Below are 16,899 nucleotides of genomic sequence, written 5' to 3' on the forward strand. Positions count from 1 at the left end.
TCGGCGTCATAGGCTCTGGCACTAGGGAGCATGGTATTGCGCAACCCTGTTGGTCATTCCGTCTTTACGTAAAGGTCTCATGAAGGACAGAGACGCAGATTGTCTCTATGAAAATTCACACCTGCAGAACCACATGAAAGCCAGAATTCCATTATAAACTAATATGAATAGAGAGCGTTTCTGTCCAATTTCAGGCGCCGGTCAGATACAGGTGGTTGTGATGGAAAAATCACTAGCTGAAATAAAAGCAATTGAAGACAGAATAGAGTACCTTGAAAGTCTTCAGGATGCTGAATCTGAGTGTGAAGAGACAGCCGAGCAAAGCGACAAAGGTAAAGGATTGCCGATACCTCTCGCCATAGGAGCCGGTGCCATTCTCGGTGGTGTTCTGCTTTTCAACGCAACACATAACAGTGCCTTCATTATCGCGTCCCTTCTTATCTTTATCGTAGCCGGTATCCGATGGAATTCTTCCCGAACAAACAACAAGAAGGAAGTACAGGCATATTATGAGCGACGGGCCGAAATAGATATTTTGAAGCAGAGGCTTAAAGTTATGAAAGCTGGTAAAGAGTAAATGAGGTCAGTACATTGTTAGATGAAAATTTATTTGGCGTTGATATTGCATCTAGGTAATCGTGTAGGTTGTGCTCTACAACTTCCGCCCCATTACTCTTACTGGTTGTTTTTTTAAGAGTAATAGTCTCCTATATAAGGTAATACGAGAGCAGACAAACGTATTGGGACTGATCGAAGCACGTAAACCGCTAAAGTCGTTTATCCCTAGCTCTTTGATGGGGGCGGGGCGTCTTCTGGCACATAGAGAAGATTGCATAGCTTGCTGGTTGGGTTGCATCCGGTGAGTGGAATACATCAGTCATGCTCTTGACCGTTTGGAGGAGTGGGTTAGCTCATCATTGGTGCTTAGATAAGCAATCATGAATTAGATGTAGGATTTTTATAAAAATATAATATTCATTTCTCAAAGATCAATTTAAACCCCAGTTTATCAAGGTCTTGTTTCATAGATTGGCAGAATATCTTTTCAGAATTTTGCGCTAATTCACCCATTGCGTTAATTTTATTTATTGTATCTCTGTCAAATGCTTGTATATCTTGATATCTAGCGTCTAACTTAGAAATTAAATTCTTTGTTTTTTTCATAAGATCAAGGGTATAATCAGCATTCACATTATCACAATACAAAAGAACGGATGCCATAACAGAGTATGATTCTAAAAAGGAATCAACTGAGACTTTATGTTCGTCAATTACCCTTTTCTTTATAATAGATTTTGTGTGACTTACTAAAATTGAAGCCCTTTCCCCGAACTCTATCTCTAATAATTTATGAACAACATCGTATTCTGTTTTACAGGCAGTGAAGGCTAGCTCAGCTGATAAGTCACGATCATCAGATTTAGAGACATTTATAGCAAACGACCTGCCTACACATTGACCATATTCTTTCATTGCTTTCTTGAGTGGTTCAGGTTCCTGAGCAGATACCGATGAACTCAGTATGAGTATCAAAAACGTTATGGCCCAGCATTTCATTTTTATCTCCAATGAGCATCGGTTCTTAGGAATATGGTTATATTTGAAGCTATTAAATCCTTCTTATTTTTTAATATACATCCACCAGAAATGCTTGATGGTATATATCAGGATTAAAATACCCACGATTATCATCACGGTGTTCGAAAGAGGCTTACGCCAGAAATATGCTGATACATCCCTTAGGATTTGATCTATCTGTCCTGAAGTCATTCTGATTGCCCCTCTTTAATATTTCTAAAAATAATTTTCTATATAGGATATTTTTCCTCTATTGAGCAATGATGTTTTGCGTTCATGAGGCTGCTATAGAGCTCAGATTTAGCAACCTGAAAAAAGAAATCTTATATAAAATACTAGTAAGCTTAAGCTTCGTTTATGTGGGGCCTTTTTATTTCAAATCCCAGCCAACAACTTTATCATCTTCAATTTTTACGCGCGTTTTATATCGATTTTTACCAGTACTATGATACTTAAGAACAAAGGTTTCCTTTGTCTTGTAAACCTTATGATCAAAGTCTTCTGGCTTTCCGATGCTATCTATAAGCATGTCATACGACATTCCTTGCCATATCTGGCGAGCCATTATTAGATCAACAATTTCTGTACTGCCGTATTTTTCCATCAGTTCCCTGCGACGTTTTTTTCGGCCATATAACCAACAATCACAAACCCAATGATCACAAGGAAAATCAAACCAATAATTTGGAGACCGGTCACTCGCATATCCTCCCTAGTTTAGAAGGAATATGATGGAATAAATTTCTGTATGCAAGGTTGGAGTATATGAAGATAATAGAGCTTATTTGTTTACAAAAAACTTCCTGGAAGTAGCAAGGTGAGTGCTCAGTCTCTTCCGACTTCGCGAAATTTCTTCAATGATTGTAGCAAATATCAATCAGAGATTGGCTGCTTAATCATTGCAAAGGAGGCGAAACAATCGGCTACTTGATTGAGGCGGGAGAACAATGTGAAAACAGCCTGCCTAACAACAGGCTAACACATTTTGATTGGAAATCGCTGAAAGTCTTGAGGGGAATGGTGCCCAGAGGCGGGATCGAACCACCGACACTGCGATTTTCAGTCGCATGCTCTACCAACTGAGCTATCTGGGCATCTCTGTTCGGCAGTGCCAAACGTTATAGACCCGCCGTGTATAGTCAGGTTGGTTTGATCTGTCCAGAGCTATTGCTGATTTTTTCCCATGGGTTTTCAAAAAAATATCATAACACTGGAAAAAGTATTTGTTTTCAATGGAAGCAATCTATGAAAAAGTGGCTATACTGCTTCAGATAATAGAGATTGATAAAATAAAAATCTCTTTGGAACGGGAGGAATAGATGTTGTCAGCCGCTCACCGTTTTCCGGCGCTTATTGCCGATATTGGTGGAACAAATGCGCGTTTTGCCTTGCTGACCAGAGCAGGGGGGCAACCCCAGCAATTGAAAACACTGGCGTGCAATGATTATCCGGATATTGTTTCGGCCATAGAGGCCTATCTTTCTACGGTTGAGGCGCAGCGCCCATGGGAAGCTGTTGTGGCAATCGCCAACCCGGTTACGGGTGACCATATAAAAATGACGAACCACGTCTGGAGTTTTTCAATTGAGGAAAGCCGCAAGGCCCTTAATTTGATTAATCTCCATGTCATCAATGATTTTACGGCGCTGGCGTTATCATTACCGTTGCTGCGTCCGAATGAGCAGGTTCAGGTTGGAAGTGGGCGTGCCAGACCTCGTTCTGTCATCGGGTTGATTGGCCCAGGTACAGGGCTTGGTGTGTCTGGCCTTGTGCCCGTCGCGCCTCGTGGCTGGCAGGCACTGGCCGGTGAAGGTGGGCATGCAAGCTTCAGCCCGGTCAATGATGAAGAAGACAGGATTTTGAATTTTGTCAGGCAGAAGCATCAGAATATTTCCACTGAGCGGCTGGTGTCTGGTCCGGGTCTTGTCAGGCTGTATGGTGCGATTGCAGAGCTGGCTGGTGATAAGCCTCAGGAATTTACACCGGCTGATGTCAGTAAACATGCGCTTGCGAAAACAGATGCACATTGTGAGCGGGCGCTGGATCTGTTCTGTGCCATGCTGGGCTCTGCAGCCGGTAATCTGGCTCTGACGCTTGGTGCAGAAGGCGGGGTTTATATTGGGGGCGGTATTGTGCCTGGAATTCTCAGCTACTTCAAAAAATCCCGTTTTCGCCAGCAGTTTGAGGCAAAGGGACGTTTAAGCGATTATCTGGCAAATATTCCAACTTTTGTGATCACTGCATCCAACCCGGCTCTTTTAGGCGCCGCTGCTTTGTTGCAGCAGGAGTGATACGTAAACTTGTATGAAAAAGCCGCCGTTTCCGGCGGCTTTTTTGTGACGTCAATCTCTCGGTTTATGTCCTTTGATACCGTAGAAGAAGATGTAGAAATAGCAGATAACTGGCAAGATAAAGGAAGGAAGCAGGCCAATCTGGTCAGCCAAGGCCCCCTGTATAACCGGAACAATCGCGCCACCCACAATTGCCATACAAAGAATGCCGGAACCCTTACTGGTGAAATGGCCAAGGCCCTTGAGTGCAAGGCTGAAGATTGTCGGGAACATGATGGAGTTGAACAGGCCAATTGCCAGAACCGCATACATGGCCGTTGTGCCCCCAACCATCATCGCAATAACCAGAAGCAGCATATTGATGCAGGCATTGAAAGCCAGCAGTGTTCCGGGGCGGATGTAGGTCATCAAAACAACGCCGACAAAACGACCGACCATAGCTCCGCCCCAATAGAGTGAGAGCAGGCGGCCAGCATCATGTTCAGACAGGCCAGCAACATATGGCTGGGATGCAAAGTTCACGAAGAAGCTGCCGATTGAAACCTCAGCGCCTACATAGGTAAAGATACCGACTGCACCCAGAATAAGATGGCGGTACTGCCAGACAGAAGAATGCTTCTGGTCATTGGTAATGGCAGTTTCCTGTTCTGCAATCTGTGGCAGTGGTATTCTGGAAAAAACAAGTGCAAGCAGGAATAGAGCAATGGCAAGGCCAATATATGGACCCTGAACGCTTTGCGCCTCTGCAACCGCATCCACAGGCTGCCCTGTGACTGCCTGCAAAATGAGCACAGACCCAAAATATGGCCCAATCGTCGTACCGAGCGAGTTAAAAGCCTGTGTCAAATTCAGACGGCGGGATGCTGTTTCCGGGCTACCCAGCTCTGTGACATACGGGTTTGCTGCCACCTGAAGCAGGGTAATGCCGCTTGCCAGAACAAATAAAGCAAACAGGAAGATGCCGTAAACCCGTGCCGCTGCTGCCGGGTAGAAGAGCAGACAGCCAATACCGGCAACGGACAGACCGATAATAATGCCAAGTTTGTATCCCAGCTTCTCAACCAGCCAGCCGGAAGGGTAGGACATGACGAAATAGGCCGTAAAGAAGCAAAACTGGATCAGCATGGCTTCAACGTAGTTCAGTGTGAAGACACCCTTGAGATGTGGAATGAGAATATCATTCAGGGAGGTAATCAGCCCCCACATGAAAAAGAGAGAGGTCAGCACGATCAATGCTGAGGTATAAGAACTTGTACGTGTCGTCTGAGAAGCATTGGAACTGGTTGCCATCGCGTTCTTCCCTGTTGCTGTAACCAAAGAGAGACCTTCGATATTATAGGGCAGTTTTGAAAATACCCTCGTACTGCTATCTAAGGCTTTCGATTATATTTTAGAAAAAAATGCTACATTTTTAATGATCTGTACAGAGAAATATCTGATCTGGTATCTTCATTCTAACGAATGCTTATCAGCGGTTTTATGTACCATATGATTAAATATTGTGCTGAATGCTGAAAATTACTGCAATTAGGCGTCAGAAGTATACCATCGACATATAGAAACTTGTTCTGCTTCTGGTACCCTTAGATCACTAGTTTTGCTTAAGCCAAATGCAGGGGGATATCATGGAAGAGACGATGTTGGACAAGGCCTTGGTTCGTTTGGAAGAGGCCGCCCGCCATCTCAATATTGATAGCGATGTTCTTGAAAAGCTGAAATATCCTCGTGAAACAATCAAAGCCCGTCTGATGATCAGAATGGATGATGGCTCCCGCAAGTCATTCATGGCCTGGCGTTGCCGCTATGATGATACACGTGGCCCAACAAAGGGTGGTATCCGTTTCCATCCTGATGTTACGGCTGAGGAAGTTGAGACGCTTGCCTTCTGGATGACAATCAAATGTGCTGTTACCAATCTGCCGTATGGTGGTGGCAAGGGGGGCGTACGTGTTGATCCTCGGTCTTTGTCACGTAGTGAGATTGAACGTCTTTCCCGCGCCTATGTGCAGGCTTTTGCCCGGGTCATTGGACCGGATCGTGATATCCCGGCTCCAGATGTCTATACCAATGCCATGATCATGGGCTGGATGGCTGATGAATATTCAACCCTGATGGGTGAATCTATGCCAGCCGTTGTTACTGGTAAGCCAATTGCACTTGGTGGGTCGCTAGGTCGTAATGATGCGACGGCTCGTGGTGGCTATTATCTGCTCAATCATCTGCGTGATGAGCTGAAGCTCGAAAAGGGCGGCCGTGTCGTTGTTCAGGGCTTTGGGAATGCCGGCCAATATATTGCTGAGCTGATGGCACAGGACGGCTATCGTGTTGTTGCTGTCTCGGATACAGGTGGAGCAATTCTCAACGATGATGGCTTGAATGTTGCTGAGCTGATCGCCCTCAAGAAGAACGGTAAATCCGTTGTTGATCTCGCAGGTCAGAATGGCACTATTAAAATCTCAACCGATGAACTCCTTGCTGTGCCGAGCGACGTTCTGGTACCTGCAGCAATGGAAGACCTGATCCATAAAGGCAACGCTGCCAGCATCAGGACACGGGTTATCCTTGAGCTTGCCAATGGTCCGATTACGGCGGAAGCAGATACAATCCTGAATGCTGCGGGCGTGATTATTCTGCCGGATATTCTCGCCAATGCCGGTGGTGTGACGGTGTCATATTTTGAATGGGTCCAGAACAAGCAGGGCTTCTACTGGACAGTCGAAGAAATCCATGAGCGTCTGCGCCGGATTATGGAAGCTGAAGGAAAGCTGATATGGGATCTGGCAAAAGAGCAGAACATCCCTGTCCGTACAGCGGCTTATGTGCATGCGCTTGGACGTCTGGCTGAAGCGATTGAAGCGCATGGAACGCAGGCTTTCTTTACGGCCTGATTTCTGAGCTCATTGAAATTAATGATCGCGCCTTCGGGCGCGATTTTTATTTGGAATGAGTAAAGTATTCTCTGTTCGCATTTGATTAAGCTATCTCGACTTATAATTTCCGCAATTGTGGACGTAATACCGGAAACTGAACCGTTATTTGACTGAGAAAGTGACGAGATGACCGATAAGACCAAAGATACTGGCATCACAAACAGTGCACAGATGTTGTCGCATTCTTATGAATTGCCGTCCCTTGATCCGGAGTTCATTCTGAGTGACGAAATGCGTGGCGTTCGTTTTTTGCTTGAGTACTCTAAGGCCGAGTTGACATTACGTCGTTGGGGCATTCGCTCAACCGTTGTAGTATTCGGTAGTGCCCGCACTCACGAAGATGGCCACCAGAAAGCCCGACACTGGTATAATGAGGCCCGTAGTTTCGGCCGGATTGTCTCTGAGCGTGGTGGTGCCTTGCAGTCAAATGGCGGTGTCCGTGACAATGTTATTGCAACGGGTGGTGGTCCGGGTGTTATGGAAGCGGCAAATCGCGGGGCTTCAGAAGCCGGGGCACCAACAATCGGCTTCAATATTACACTCCCGCACGAGCAGGAACCTAACCGTTATTCAACACCAGATCTGACATTCCGTTTCCATTATTTTGGAATGCGTAAAATGCATCTTGCTATGCGTGCGAATGCTCTGGTGGTCTTCCCCGGTGGATTTGGTACTTTTGATGAGCTCTTTGAAATCCTGACACTCTGTCAGACAGGGAAAATGCCAAAGGTACCGATTATTCTGTTTGATCGTGAGTATTGGACCAAGCTGATCAATATGGAATATCTCGTGGAAATGGGAATGATCCATGCGGAAGATCTGACATTGTTCGACTATGCGGAGAGTGCGGAAGAGGCTTGGGAGAAACTCGTGGCTAAAGGAATCCCAAATCCTGGAAAAACAAGCTAAGTCTCCTGTATTTATGGGATACGGCCAAATTGCTTATTTTGTAATTGCCATTTTTCCTGTACAGCCTTTCCTACATAAGCATTAATCAAAGCATCCAGTATAATGACTGGGTGCTTTTTGGTTTGTGGAAGTTGTTTTGGAAGATACGTTAGGGGAAATTGCTAGGCCGGATATCAGCTTTCTAGCAGTGTAAATATGATAAAAGTTCTCACCTATAATGTTCATCGCTGGGTAGGGCTGGACCGCAGGACCAGCCCGGAGCGCGCGGCAGCTGTTATTGCTGCAAGCGGGGCGAGAATTGTTGCTTTGCAGGAAGTTAAAGCTGGAAAAGCCCGCATGGGCTGGCAAAACCGGGCAGAAGCGGTTGCGCGTTCTCTTGGTATGACACTTCATTTCCAGCCAACCGCGCGTATTTTTGGTGAACAGCTTGGCCTTGCTATCATGACCGATCTGCCATCCCGGCGGATCAAAGGTGAGCGACTGCCGAGTGTCTCAGTCGATGGCGGCATTTCAAAACGCAGCGCATTGTGGATTGAGGTCGATTATGAGGGGCTCAAGATACAGGTAATCAATACCCATCTTTCACTGCGCCCCAATGAACGGCTGATGCAGGCCCAGACCTTGCTGGGAGAAGAATGGCTTGGTCATGAAAAATGCGCCAATCCCGTTATCTTCATGGGAGATTTCAATGCTTCCCCGAACTCACGCTCCTATCGGCTGATTACCGAAAGTTTTGGTGATGCGCAGCTGATGTCGCGCAGTGCGCTTGCAAGGCCTACGTTTCATGCCAGAATGCCTTTGGTCAGGCTTGATCATATCTTCCTGCGTGGCGAGATGATGCGGGTCACCAAAGCGCGCCCCGTACATTCTGTCTTAACGCGTTCAGCATCTGATCATCTGCCATTACTGGCTCATATTGCGTTCAATCGCTCCATAAAAGCAGGTAAAAGGGAAGCATGATCCGTTTTTGATGCATACCAAATGGTTTTACATAGCTTATTGGCTTAAAAAACTTGCATCTTTCAAGATGGAACGGTAGCCAGATGTCCAACGAGGCCAGAGATGTTACCAGTTTCAATTTTCTTCATAACCAAAAATGAAGTTGACCGCCTTGGAGATGCTATTCGGGCCGTCAGAGAGCTTTCTGACGACATTATTGTTGTCGATTCAGGCTCAACAGATGGCACTCAGGCTCTGGCAGAAGAACTTGGCGCGCGTGTAATCTATAATCCATGGCCGGGTTTTGGCCCTCAGAAACGTTTTGCTGAGGAGCAGTGCCGTTATGACTGGCTGTTAAATCTTGACGCCGATGAGGTTGTCTCTCCTGCACTTTTAGCAGAAATACGTAAGCTGTTTGCCAATGGTGAACCACCATTGAAAGCTTATGGCCTGCCAATTGTTGAAATATTTCCCGGTGAGATTGAGCCTCATCCCTGGGCGTATTCACTTGCTCCTGTTCGCCTTTATCGGAAGGATGCGGGCCGTTATTCCACGTCAATCGTACATGACCGGGTTGATCTGGCTGAGGGTGTCAAAGCGGGGAAGTTAAAGGGGCGAGTTCATCACCGTTCTGTTCGCTCGCTCGGAGCCCAGTTGGACAAGCTGAACAAATACACTGAACAGCAGGCTGATGATCTGGAAATGCGTGGTGTCTCTATTCCGACGTGGCGTGTGTATTTCGAATTACCAGCTAACTTTTTCAAAGCCTATTTTGGGCGCCGTCATTTTGCGCGCGGTACTTATGGCTTCCTGACTGCAATCAACTATGCCATTGCACGGCATCTGCGTATGGCTAAGCATTACGAGCGTCGTCGTTTTGGTAAGCTGGATAGTGACCAGACCAAAGAAAAAACAAAAGACTGATCAGCTCAGAGATGTATCTTTGGTCTCAATATCAATGAATGCGCCAAGCAGAGCACCAATAACCAACAGGCCTGCAAATAGAGCGAGTGCGCCTGTAAAACTCTGAATAAACAGAAGTGCCATCGCAGACGGGGCTAGTAAACCACCAAAGCGTGCAACGGCCCCCGCTGTACCCATGCCTGTGGCCCGGTATTCAGTTGGGTAGAGCTCTGGCGTAAAGGCGTAAAGCGCCCCCCAGGTCCCTAGAAGCGCAAAGCTCATGATCATAATGGAAATTGCAACCAGAATGGGATTGTTGACAATAACAAACAGGAAGCAGCCAAGGGCACTGAACAGAAGAAATGCAATCAAGGTTGGTCTTCTGCCCCAGGCATCAACGCCGTATGCTGCAAGAGCATATCCCGGTAGTTGGGCTAATGCGACAGCAACCAGAAAACCGTACCCTTTCACAAAGCCAAAACCTTCACCAGCAAGGCGGGCCGGAAGCCACACAAAGACGCCGTAATAGGATAGGGAGGTCAAAAACCAGATACCCATAATCAGCAAAGTCCGTTTTCTGAGCTCTGGAGATAAAAGCCCATACGAGGCAGTCCTCGAAGGGAGGGAAATGGTATCAGTTTCGCCAAGCTGTTGTTGACCATTACGCAGGAGCATCTGATTGAAGACGTTTTTTGCCTCCAGCATTTTACCTGATTTCATCAGGAATAATGGAGATTCTGGTACGCCAAACCGTAAATAAAAACCAATGATTGCCGGAAAGGCTGTCACGGCAAATACCCAGCGCCAGGCATCTTCAGCCCCTGCCGCACTTGCCGCCCATGCGGCAAGGCTGACGATAATTGTGCCAACAGCCCAGAAGCTCTCAAGCCCGACAAGCCATTTGCCCCTTTTCTTCGGCGGCAGAAACTCGGCCATCATGGCATAATCGACAGGGAGGGTTCCACCGACCGCTGCACCGGTCAGAAAACGTAAAGCCAGTAAAGCTCCAAAGCTTGGAGCAAAGACAGACAGAAGCCCAAAGACAGCATCACAGGCAACAGTGATCAGTAATATGTTTCTTCGACCGAATTTATCAGCCAGTTTTCCGAAGCCGTAAGCACCAATCAGCATGCCGAGAAAGAACAGGGTTCCTGTTTGCAATGCTTCTGGGATTGAGAGGCCAAAGGTTGCTGCGATTGAGGTTGCCGTAAAACCAACAGCTAAAACCTGCATGGCATCTGCAGCCCAGACAAGTCCAAAAATACCAAGAAGGTGTTTCTGGAATGGCCCCGTTCCGGCACGGGTCAGTATTGTATCGATTGATAATTCCATATCGGTTTTATAGGTGAGAGCTTAGCATTATGCTTTTCTCATATAGTATGATTGTGGAACAGCATTTCCAGACTATTTTGAAGATATTTCATATATTTCGGATTTGAAGTGCGTATGGTGATGGAGAGTGCTTATCAGGAGGTGAGGGATTTCATCCTTCGCTCAGCAAGCGTAAGCCGCGCCCTGCAGGATATATGTCAAAACGATATCCATGCTCACGTAAATGAAAATAATATCTGTTCTTTTTTTCCTGATATTCGCTCTAGGCTCAAACTGAGAACCGATGAGCAGATATCATATCGCTCTGTATGTCTGTATAGCCATGAAACCGAGCTCGTATGCGCTGAAATCTGGTACAGAGGTGAGCTCTTGTCTGCTCCGATGCTGGATGAACTGGCGAAAACGGATAGACCATTCGGTATTGTGGTCAGTCCATTGGGTGTAACCCGGCGTATATTATCCGTTGCGGAAGAAGATGGGTCATGCATCTTCAGCTGTCAGGCCGTACTTCTGACAGATAATGAAAAACCCCTCGCATTTGTTTGCGAGAGGTTTCTGGATAAAATTTTGTCTGTTGCTGCTAGAGGAAATAACTTCTTATTTCGCAACAATAAGTAGCAGCCACTCAGCAATAAGAGCAGGCTTTTCCTGCCCCTCAATCTCAACTGTTGTCTGATAAGTTAGAAGTTCACCGCCGCTTTTGTTCTCGACTTTTGACAGGGTGAAATGTCCGCGGATTTTTGAACCGGTGCGTACCGGATTTACAAAGCGCACTTTATCAAAGCCATAATTAATCATGACTTCATTCGCTTCGAGTGCTGGCATAACTTCATTGCCAAGCTTGGTCAGCCAGGAGAGTGTCAGAAAACCATGTGCGATGGTTCCGCCAAAAGGCGTCTCGCTGGCAGCACGTGCCGGGTCAATATGGATGAACTGGTGGTCATCAATCACATCAGCAAACTGGTTCACTGTTGTCTGGGACAACTCATTCCAGCCCGATACAAGTTCCTGACCAATAAGAGAGTGATAATCTGCCACGATAAGCTCCATCAATATTTATGATGACTGAATAGCATGACGGCTTAGAGCTATGCAAAAGATTGTTGTAGTAAGATACTGCCCGATCAAGGGTTTAAGGTCGCATGGGTAAAACCTGTTTATCCTGCCAAACAAAACAGTTCTTTGACCAGATATGCTCTGTCATCTTGTTTGATGTTTTTTTGATGCTGTATCAAAGATGCCATGCGCCGTGATAGGCGAGCAAATAAGTTTGATATTTTGGAAGAACTTTCAGACAGCCACAAAGTGGCGGAGACGGGGGGATTCGAACCCCCGATACGGGTTTAAGCCGTATAACGGTTTAGCAAACCGGCGCCTTCAGCCACTCGGCCACGTCTCCACGCGTGCATCCATAGGATTTCTATTTTGTGCGGTCAATGCCATTCCGCATTAGAACCCCATAAATTTAAGCATTCTTCAGAGTTTGAAGATTGTAATTTTGTAGCTAAGTTTTTGATATATATGTATTTTATTTTATTTTTGGAAATCAAGAAATTTTCTGGATTATGGCTATATAAAACAAAAAGTGTAATAAGCTTTTGAAACTTAAAATATTATGGCGACCTTTCAGGTATTTTTCTGCGCAAGGGCTTTTAAGGCTTCCAGATTCGTTATGCTGATTCTTTTACGCCCGCTTTTTACAATGGAGCGGCTTTCCCAATTACTGAGAATACGGCTGACTGTATGAAGCGTATTTCCGGTCATTTCTGCAATATCCTGACGGCTGATCGGAAAAGTAATCTCTGTATTTTCGCCGACCTGCCGACCGGAGTTCTGGCTTAAATCGAGTAAGACGTTTGCAATCCGTTGCTCGGATGATTGTGTTGTCAGTTCAATGATACGGGTATGTGTCTGCTGCAGTTTTCTGCCAAGTATTTTCAGCATCTTGTCTGCGAGTTTTGGAACATCTTTCATTAAAGGATGCCAATTGGAAGAAGGCCAGCATAGAATAATACTATCGATCGCAGCTGTTGCGGTTGCCGGGTATCTATCAATTCCTATGGCTTCTGTAATACCGAAAAACTCTCCCGGGTTAATATAGCGGACACCAATCTGCTTTCCCTCTGGGGTGATTTTTGTGACGCGGATATGACCATGGAGCAAAAAGAAATAGGAGTGAGCCGGGGCGCTCTGCTCAAAAATAATCTCGCCTATAGGGTATCTAAGCGATTTGGCATTATTAAGGACGAGGTTGAGTTCTTGTGTTGAAAAGCTTTCGAAGACCGGAAAATCTGCAATAAGAGTATGATTGATATTACTCATAAGAATCTTTAGGGCCCTTGCTATAGATTTTAGTCGCTTATAGCTCTGGTTTGAAGAGAATAAGAAATCAATATGTAATTTCTGCTACCCTGCGGTTCATATCTGACTTTTGTTAGGATATGTCTTACAAAGAGAAGTTAGATTAAATTCACGCAAATAGATATCCATTGTTTTGGATATTCACTTGGTTTGGGAAATAACGGTAAATATGGCTGTTCCACCACTTTTAACTCTGCAGGGTGTTGCTTTGACCTTCGGCGGAACGCCGCTGATTGAGAATGCTGAACTGTCTGTTTCTCCGGGGGAGCGCGCCTGTCTGGTTGGACGCAATGGTTCAGGTAAATCAACGCTCCTTAAAATTGCAGCGGGCTTGGTACAGCCAGATCAGGGTGAGCGCTTCCTGCAACCGGCAACAACAATCCGCTATCTGGCACAAGAGCCTGATCTGTCGGCTTATGAAACAACATTAGCATTTGTTGAAGCAGGTCTTGGACCGGGTGATGATTTATACCGGGCGCAATACTGTCTTGAGCAGTTGGGAATGACAGGTCAGGAAAATCCTGCCCAGCTTTCAGGAGGGGAGGCGCGTCGTGCAGCCTTGGCACAGGTTCTGGCGCCGATGCCAGATATTCTCCTGCTGGATGAGCCGACCAATCACCTTGATTTGCCAGCCATTGAATGGCTTGAGCAGGAACTGAAATCAAGCAGGTCTGCACTGATCTTAATCAGCCATGACCGTAGGTTTCTCGAAAACCTTTCTCAGTCAACGATGTGGCTGGATCGTGGTAAAACCCATTATATGAGCCGCGGTTTCTCTGCCTTTGAAGAATGGCGGGACGATATTCTCGCCCAGGAAGAGCGGGAACGTCATAAACTGGATCGCAAACTTGTCGCGGAGGCAGACTGGCTTCGTTATGGTGTTACGGCACGGCGTAAACGTAACGTTCGCAGATTAGCCAACCTACATGCCCTTCGTCAGGAGCGGCGTGATCAGCGTCAGGTTGTTGGTAATGTAGCAATGACAATTACTGAGGCTGAAGGTTCAGGCTCAATGGTTGTTGAGGCCGATGCAATTTCCAAAAGCTATGATAGCCGCCCAATTGTTTCAAAGCTCTCACTTCGTGTCATGCGTGGAGACAGGCTTGGTATTGTTGGTGCAAACGGGGCCGGAAAAACAACATTATTAAAACTGCTCACAGGCGAGTTGGAGCCGGACGAGGGCAATATCCGTCTTGGCACTAATCTGGAGATGGTTACACTGGACCAGCAGCGTTCAAGCCTGAAACCAGATTGGACTGTTTCTGAAACCTTGACGGGTGGGCGTGGTGATACCGTTATGGTTGGCGGTCAGCCCAAGCATGTCATCGGTTATATGAAAGACTTTCTCTTTTCTCCGGAACAGGCGCGTACGCCAGTATCGGTTCTGTCGGGTGGTGAGAGAAATCGTCTGATGCTGGCCAGAGCCTTGAGCCGTCCATCAAATCTTCTGATTTTAGACGAACCGACCAATGATCTTGATCTTGAAACTCTTGATCTCCTTGAGGAGATGATTGACGAGTATAAGGGCACAGTTCTTGTCGTCAGCCATGATCGTGATTTTCTTGATCGTACTGTCAGTTCCGTTCTTGTTGCTGAAGGTGAAGGAAAATGGATTGAATACGCAGGTGGCTATACTGATATGCTTTCCCAGCGAGGGCATGGTGTAGAAGCCCGCAGTATTGAAAAGGTCAAGAAGCCAAAACCTGCAAATCCTCAGAATCAACCTAAGCCGGAAAGCAATCGTAGAAAGCTTAATTTCCGTGAGCAGCATGATTTAAAGATTCTGCCAGAAAAGATCGCTGAACTTGAAGAGCTTGCCGCTAAACTCCAGCTGAAACTGGATGATCCAGATTTGTATGCACGGGACTCAAAACTCTTCTCGCAGATCACAGATAAGCTGGGACAGGTGCAAAGTGAGCTGGCTTCCTGTGAAGACCGGTGGCTGGAACTTGAAATGCTCCGGCAGGAAATTGAAGAGACTTAAAAACATATTGGTTTGATTATAGTTTTTCTAAAATGTTGTATTCTGGCGACATCCTCATGAAAAGAAAAATACACCACGATAATTATCTATCTGGATAATTGTCATACGCTTTTTTCCCGTTAATGCTGAGCAACAGATTGAGCAATGAGTCAGGCTTTGACATGCAGTTTGCTCATTCATTGCTCAAGCGACATTGCGGAGAATTTAAATGAAGGTCCTGAATAGAGTTCTGTTGGGTTCTGCTGTTGGTTTCTGTGTTGTGACCTCAGCCAATGCAGCTGATCTACCTTCTGTTAAATCTGCGCCAGTTGAATATGTTCGTGTCTGTTCAGAGGCCGGGCAGGGTTTCTTCTATCTGCCAGGGTCAGATACATGTGTGCAGATTGGCGGACGTGTTCGCGCAGATACGGCATATATTCAGACAAACAGCCGTAACAATGATGCTGTCAATTTTTCAGCTTCCGCACGTATTAATCTCGATGTTCGTACGAATACACCATATGGTCTTGCGCGTGCTTACCTTCGTTATAATCTTGGTCGTGCAGACGGTAACTACGGCGACGGTTTTAATAATGGGACAACGGGCACATCCAATTATGGTGGGCTGGATCTGGCCTATATCCAGTTTGCAGGCCTAACGGCTGGTCGTATTCAGTCATTCTTTGATTTTTATGCGAATAATTACAATTTTGCGACAATCCGTAACTCTGACGTGAATACACAGGTTTTGGCTTATACTGCAAACTTTGGTGGCGGCTGGTCGCTGACGCTTGGTATCGAAGATGGCAGCGAGCGTCGCGTCTATAGTGATAATAGCTATCTTCGCTCCTATGGTATCGCAAGTGCGGGGCAGTCTGTTCCTGATGTTGTAGGAGCATTGCTGGTTGAGCAGGATTGGGGTTCGGCACAATTATCCGCGGCTCTGCACCAGATTAGACCTGTGTATGTTACGGGCGTTGATGGTTATTACCATGATACCAAGTACGGTTTTGCCGTGCATGGTGGTGTTAAATTCAACCTTTCATCACTGGCGCCCGGAAGCGAACTCTGGATTGAAGGAGCTTATGCTGATGGCGCTATCGGCTATCTAGGAGCAGGAAGCTATGGCTTCACGCAAGGTGGTGTCGCTCTTCCCATGACCGATGCATTTATTGATGCGAATGGTCGTATGAAGAAAGCTAAAGGCTGGTCGGCAATGGTTGATCTGCTACACTATTGGACGCCATCAGTTCGTCAGAATATCTTCGCTTCCTATATGCAGCTTGAATATGGCCGTGGTGGATATACGACTTACAGCCTGCCTGAACTGGGAACATTTAATGTCGGATTCGTTGACGCCAATGAATGGCGTATCGGTTCCAACATAATCTGGTCACCAATCAAGAACTTCGATATTGGTGCTGAGGTTCTTTACACGCGTCTTGATCCGAAGAACCGTGTTCTTAGCGATAATGCAAAAGGCGGGTTTAAGGCCATCAGCTCGGATGATTCATGGCAGGGCCGCTTACGCGTACAACGTGACTTCTGATGCTCTGAATTTCTGAAAAAGGCTCCGCATCTGAACGGAGCCTTTTTTATACAATTTCGAATCAAATAAAGTTATTAAGTGCCTCAAAAACGGAAATTAACCGGATTTTAATATTTAATAAAAGGTTAATGAAAAATGCGGTTT

At 46.2% G+C, this 16,899-nt stretch carries 14 protein-coding genes and 2 tRNA genes; 8 read left to right on the top strand and 8 right to left on the bottom strand.

Annotation, left to right across the window (positions count from 1 at the left end; all coding sequences use genetic code 11):
• Positions 1-220: 220 nt before the first annotated feature.
• Positions 221-577: a hypothetical protein gene (locus WJT86_RS05415; protein WP_346336509.1), complete on the top strand. Its 357-nt coding sequence runs from the start codon at positions 221-223 to the stop codon at positions 575-577.
• Positions 578-975: 398 nt separating this feature from the next.
• On the opposite strand, the gene WJT86_RS05420 is transcribed toward WJT86_RS05415, so the two are convergent.
• The 3 genes from WJT86_RS05420 to WJT86_RS05430 all read right to left on the bottom strand — a co-directional run bounded on the left by WJT86_RS05420 (position 976) and on the right by WJT86_RS05430 (position 2,672).
• Positions 976-1,557 carry a hypothetical protein gene (locus tag WJT86_RS05420; RefSeq protein WP_346336510.1) on the bottom strand — a complete coding sequence of 194 codons (582 nt, stop codon included), beginning with the start codon at positions 1,555-1,557 and terminating at the stop codon, positions 976-978.
• Between the two features lie 391 nt (positions 1,558-1,948).
• Positions 1,949-2,182 carry a hypothetical protein gene (locus WJT86_RS05425; RefSeq protein WP_346336511.1) on the bottom strand — a complete coding sequence of 78 codons (234 nt, stop codon included), beginning with the start codon at positions 2,180-2,182 and terminating at the stop codon, positions 1,949-1,951.
• Positions 2,183-2,596: 414 nt separating this feature from the next.
• A tRNA-Phe gene (locus WJT86_RS05430) sits at positions 2,597-2,672 on the bottom strand.
• Between the two features lie 225 nt (positions 2,673-2,897).
• On the opposite strand from WJT86_RS05430, the gene WJT86_RS05435 reads away from it, so the two are divergent.
• Positions 2,898-3,869, top strand: coding sequence for a glucokinase (locus tag WJT86_RS05435; RefSeq protein ID WP_346336512.1), 972 nt, complete (start codon positions 2,898-2,900; stop codon positions 3,867-3,869).
• 51 nt (positions 3,870-3,920) lie between these two features.
• On the opposite strand, the gene WJT86_RS05440 is transcribed toward WJT86_RS05435, so the two are convergent.
• On the bottom strand, positions 3,921-5,159 hold the full coding sequence (locus WJT86_RS05440; protein WP_346336513.1) for a sugar MFS transporter: 1,239 nt from the start codon (positions 5,157-5,159) through the stop codon (positions 3,921-3,923).
• Between the two features lie 332 nt (positions 5,160-5,491).
• Here WJT86_RS05440 and WJT86_RS05445 point away from each other — a divergent pair, with 332 nt between their 5' ends.
• From WJT86_RS05445 to WJT86_RS05460, 4 genes are all read left to right on the top strand, one after another.
• The gene (locus tag WJT86_RS05445; RefSeq protein ID WP_346337051.1) at positions 5,492-6,757 is read left to right on the top strand and encodes a Glu/Leu/Phe/Val family dehydrogenase; all 1,266 of its coding nucleotides are present in this window, start codon (positions 5,492-5,494) and stop codon (positions 6,755-6,757) included.
• Positions 6,758-6,925: 168 nt separating this feature from the next.
• The gene (locus tag WJT86_RS05450) at positions 6,926-7,708 is read left to right on the top strand and encodes an LOG family protein (RefSeq protein ID WP_346336514.1); all 783 of its coding nucleotides are present in this window, start codon (positions 6,926-6,928) and stop codon (positions 7,706-7,708) included.
• A 195-nt stretch (positions 7,709-7,903) separates the two neighbouring features.
• Positions 7,904-8,668 carry an endonuclease/exonuclease/phosphatase family protein gene (locus WJT86_RS05455; protein ID WP_346336515.1) on the top strand — a complete coding sequence of 255 codons (765 nt, stop codon included), beginning with the start codon at positions 7,904-7,906 and terminating at the stop codon, positions 8,666-8,668.
• A gap of 102 nt (positions 8,669-8,770) precedes the next feature.
• Positions 8,771-9,571: a glycosyltransferase family 2 protein gene (locus tag WJT86_RS05460; protein ID WP_346336516.1), complete on the top strand. Its 801-nt coding sequence runs from the start codon at positions 8,771-8,773 to the stop codon at positions 9,569-9,571.
• Here WJT86_RS05460 and WJT86_RS05465 read toward each other — a convergent pair whose 3' ends face one another.
• The 4 genes from WJT86_RS05465 to WJT86_RS05480 all read right to left on the bottom strand — a co-directional run bounded on the left by WJT86_RS05465 (position 9,572) and on the right by WJT86_RS05480 (position 13,204).
• Positions 9,572-10,882 (bottom strand): MFS transporter, encoded by a 1,311-nt coding sequence (locus WJT86_RS05465; RefSeq protein WP_346336517.1) that lies wholly within the window; start codon positions 10,880-10,882, stop codon positions 9,572-9,574. It lies immediately after the preceding gene.
• Between the two features lie 597 nt (positions 10,883-11,479).
• Positions 11,480-11,932 carry a MaoC family dehydratase gene (locus WJT86_RS05470; RefSeq protein WP_346336518.1) on the bottom strand — a complete coding sequence of 151 codons (453 nt, stop codon included), beginning with the start codon at positions 11,930-11,932 and terminating at the stop codon, positions 11,480-11,482.
• Between the two features lie 256 nt (positions 11,933-12,188).
• A tRNA-Ser gene (locus WJT86_RS05475) sits at positions 12,189-12,281 on the bottom strand.
• A gap of 227 nt (positions 12,282-12,508) precedes the next feature.
• On the bottom strand, positions 12,509-13,204 hold the full coding sequence (locus WJT86_RS05480) for a Crp/Fnr family transcriptional regulator (protein ID WP_346336519.1): 696 nt from the start codon (positions 13,202-13,204) through the stop codon (positions 12,509-12,511).
• A 208-nt stretch (positions 13,205-13,412) separates the two neighbouring features.
• Here WJT86_RS05480 and WJT86_RS05485 point away from each other — a divergent pair, with 208 nt between their 5' ends.
• Both WJT86_RS05485 and WJT86_RS05490 read left to right on the top strand, forming a co-directional pair.
• Positions 13,413-15,227 carry an ATP-binding cassette domain-containing protein gene (locus tag WJT86_RS05485; RefSeq protein ID WP_346336520.1) on the top strand — a complete coding sequence of 605 codons (1,815 nt, stop codon included), beginning with the start codon at positions 13,413-13,415 and terminating at the stop codon, positions 15,225-15,227.
• 208 nt (positions 15,228-15,435) lie between these two features.
• Positions 15,436-16,755, top strand: a complete 1,320-nt coding sequence (locus WJT86_RS05490) for a porin (protein ID WP_346336521.1) — start codon at positions 15,436-15,438, stop codon at positions 16,753-16,755.
• Positions 16,756-16,899 lie beyond the last annotated feature (144 nt).

The organism is Hohaiivirga grylli (genome assembly GCF_039655745.1).
GTDB lineage: Bacteria > Pseudomonadota > Alphaproteobacteria > Rhizobiales > Beijerinckiaceae > Hohaiivirga > Hohaiivirga grylli.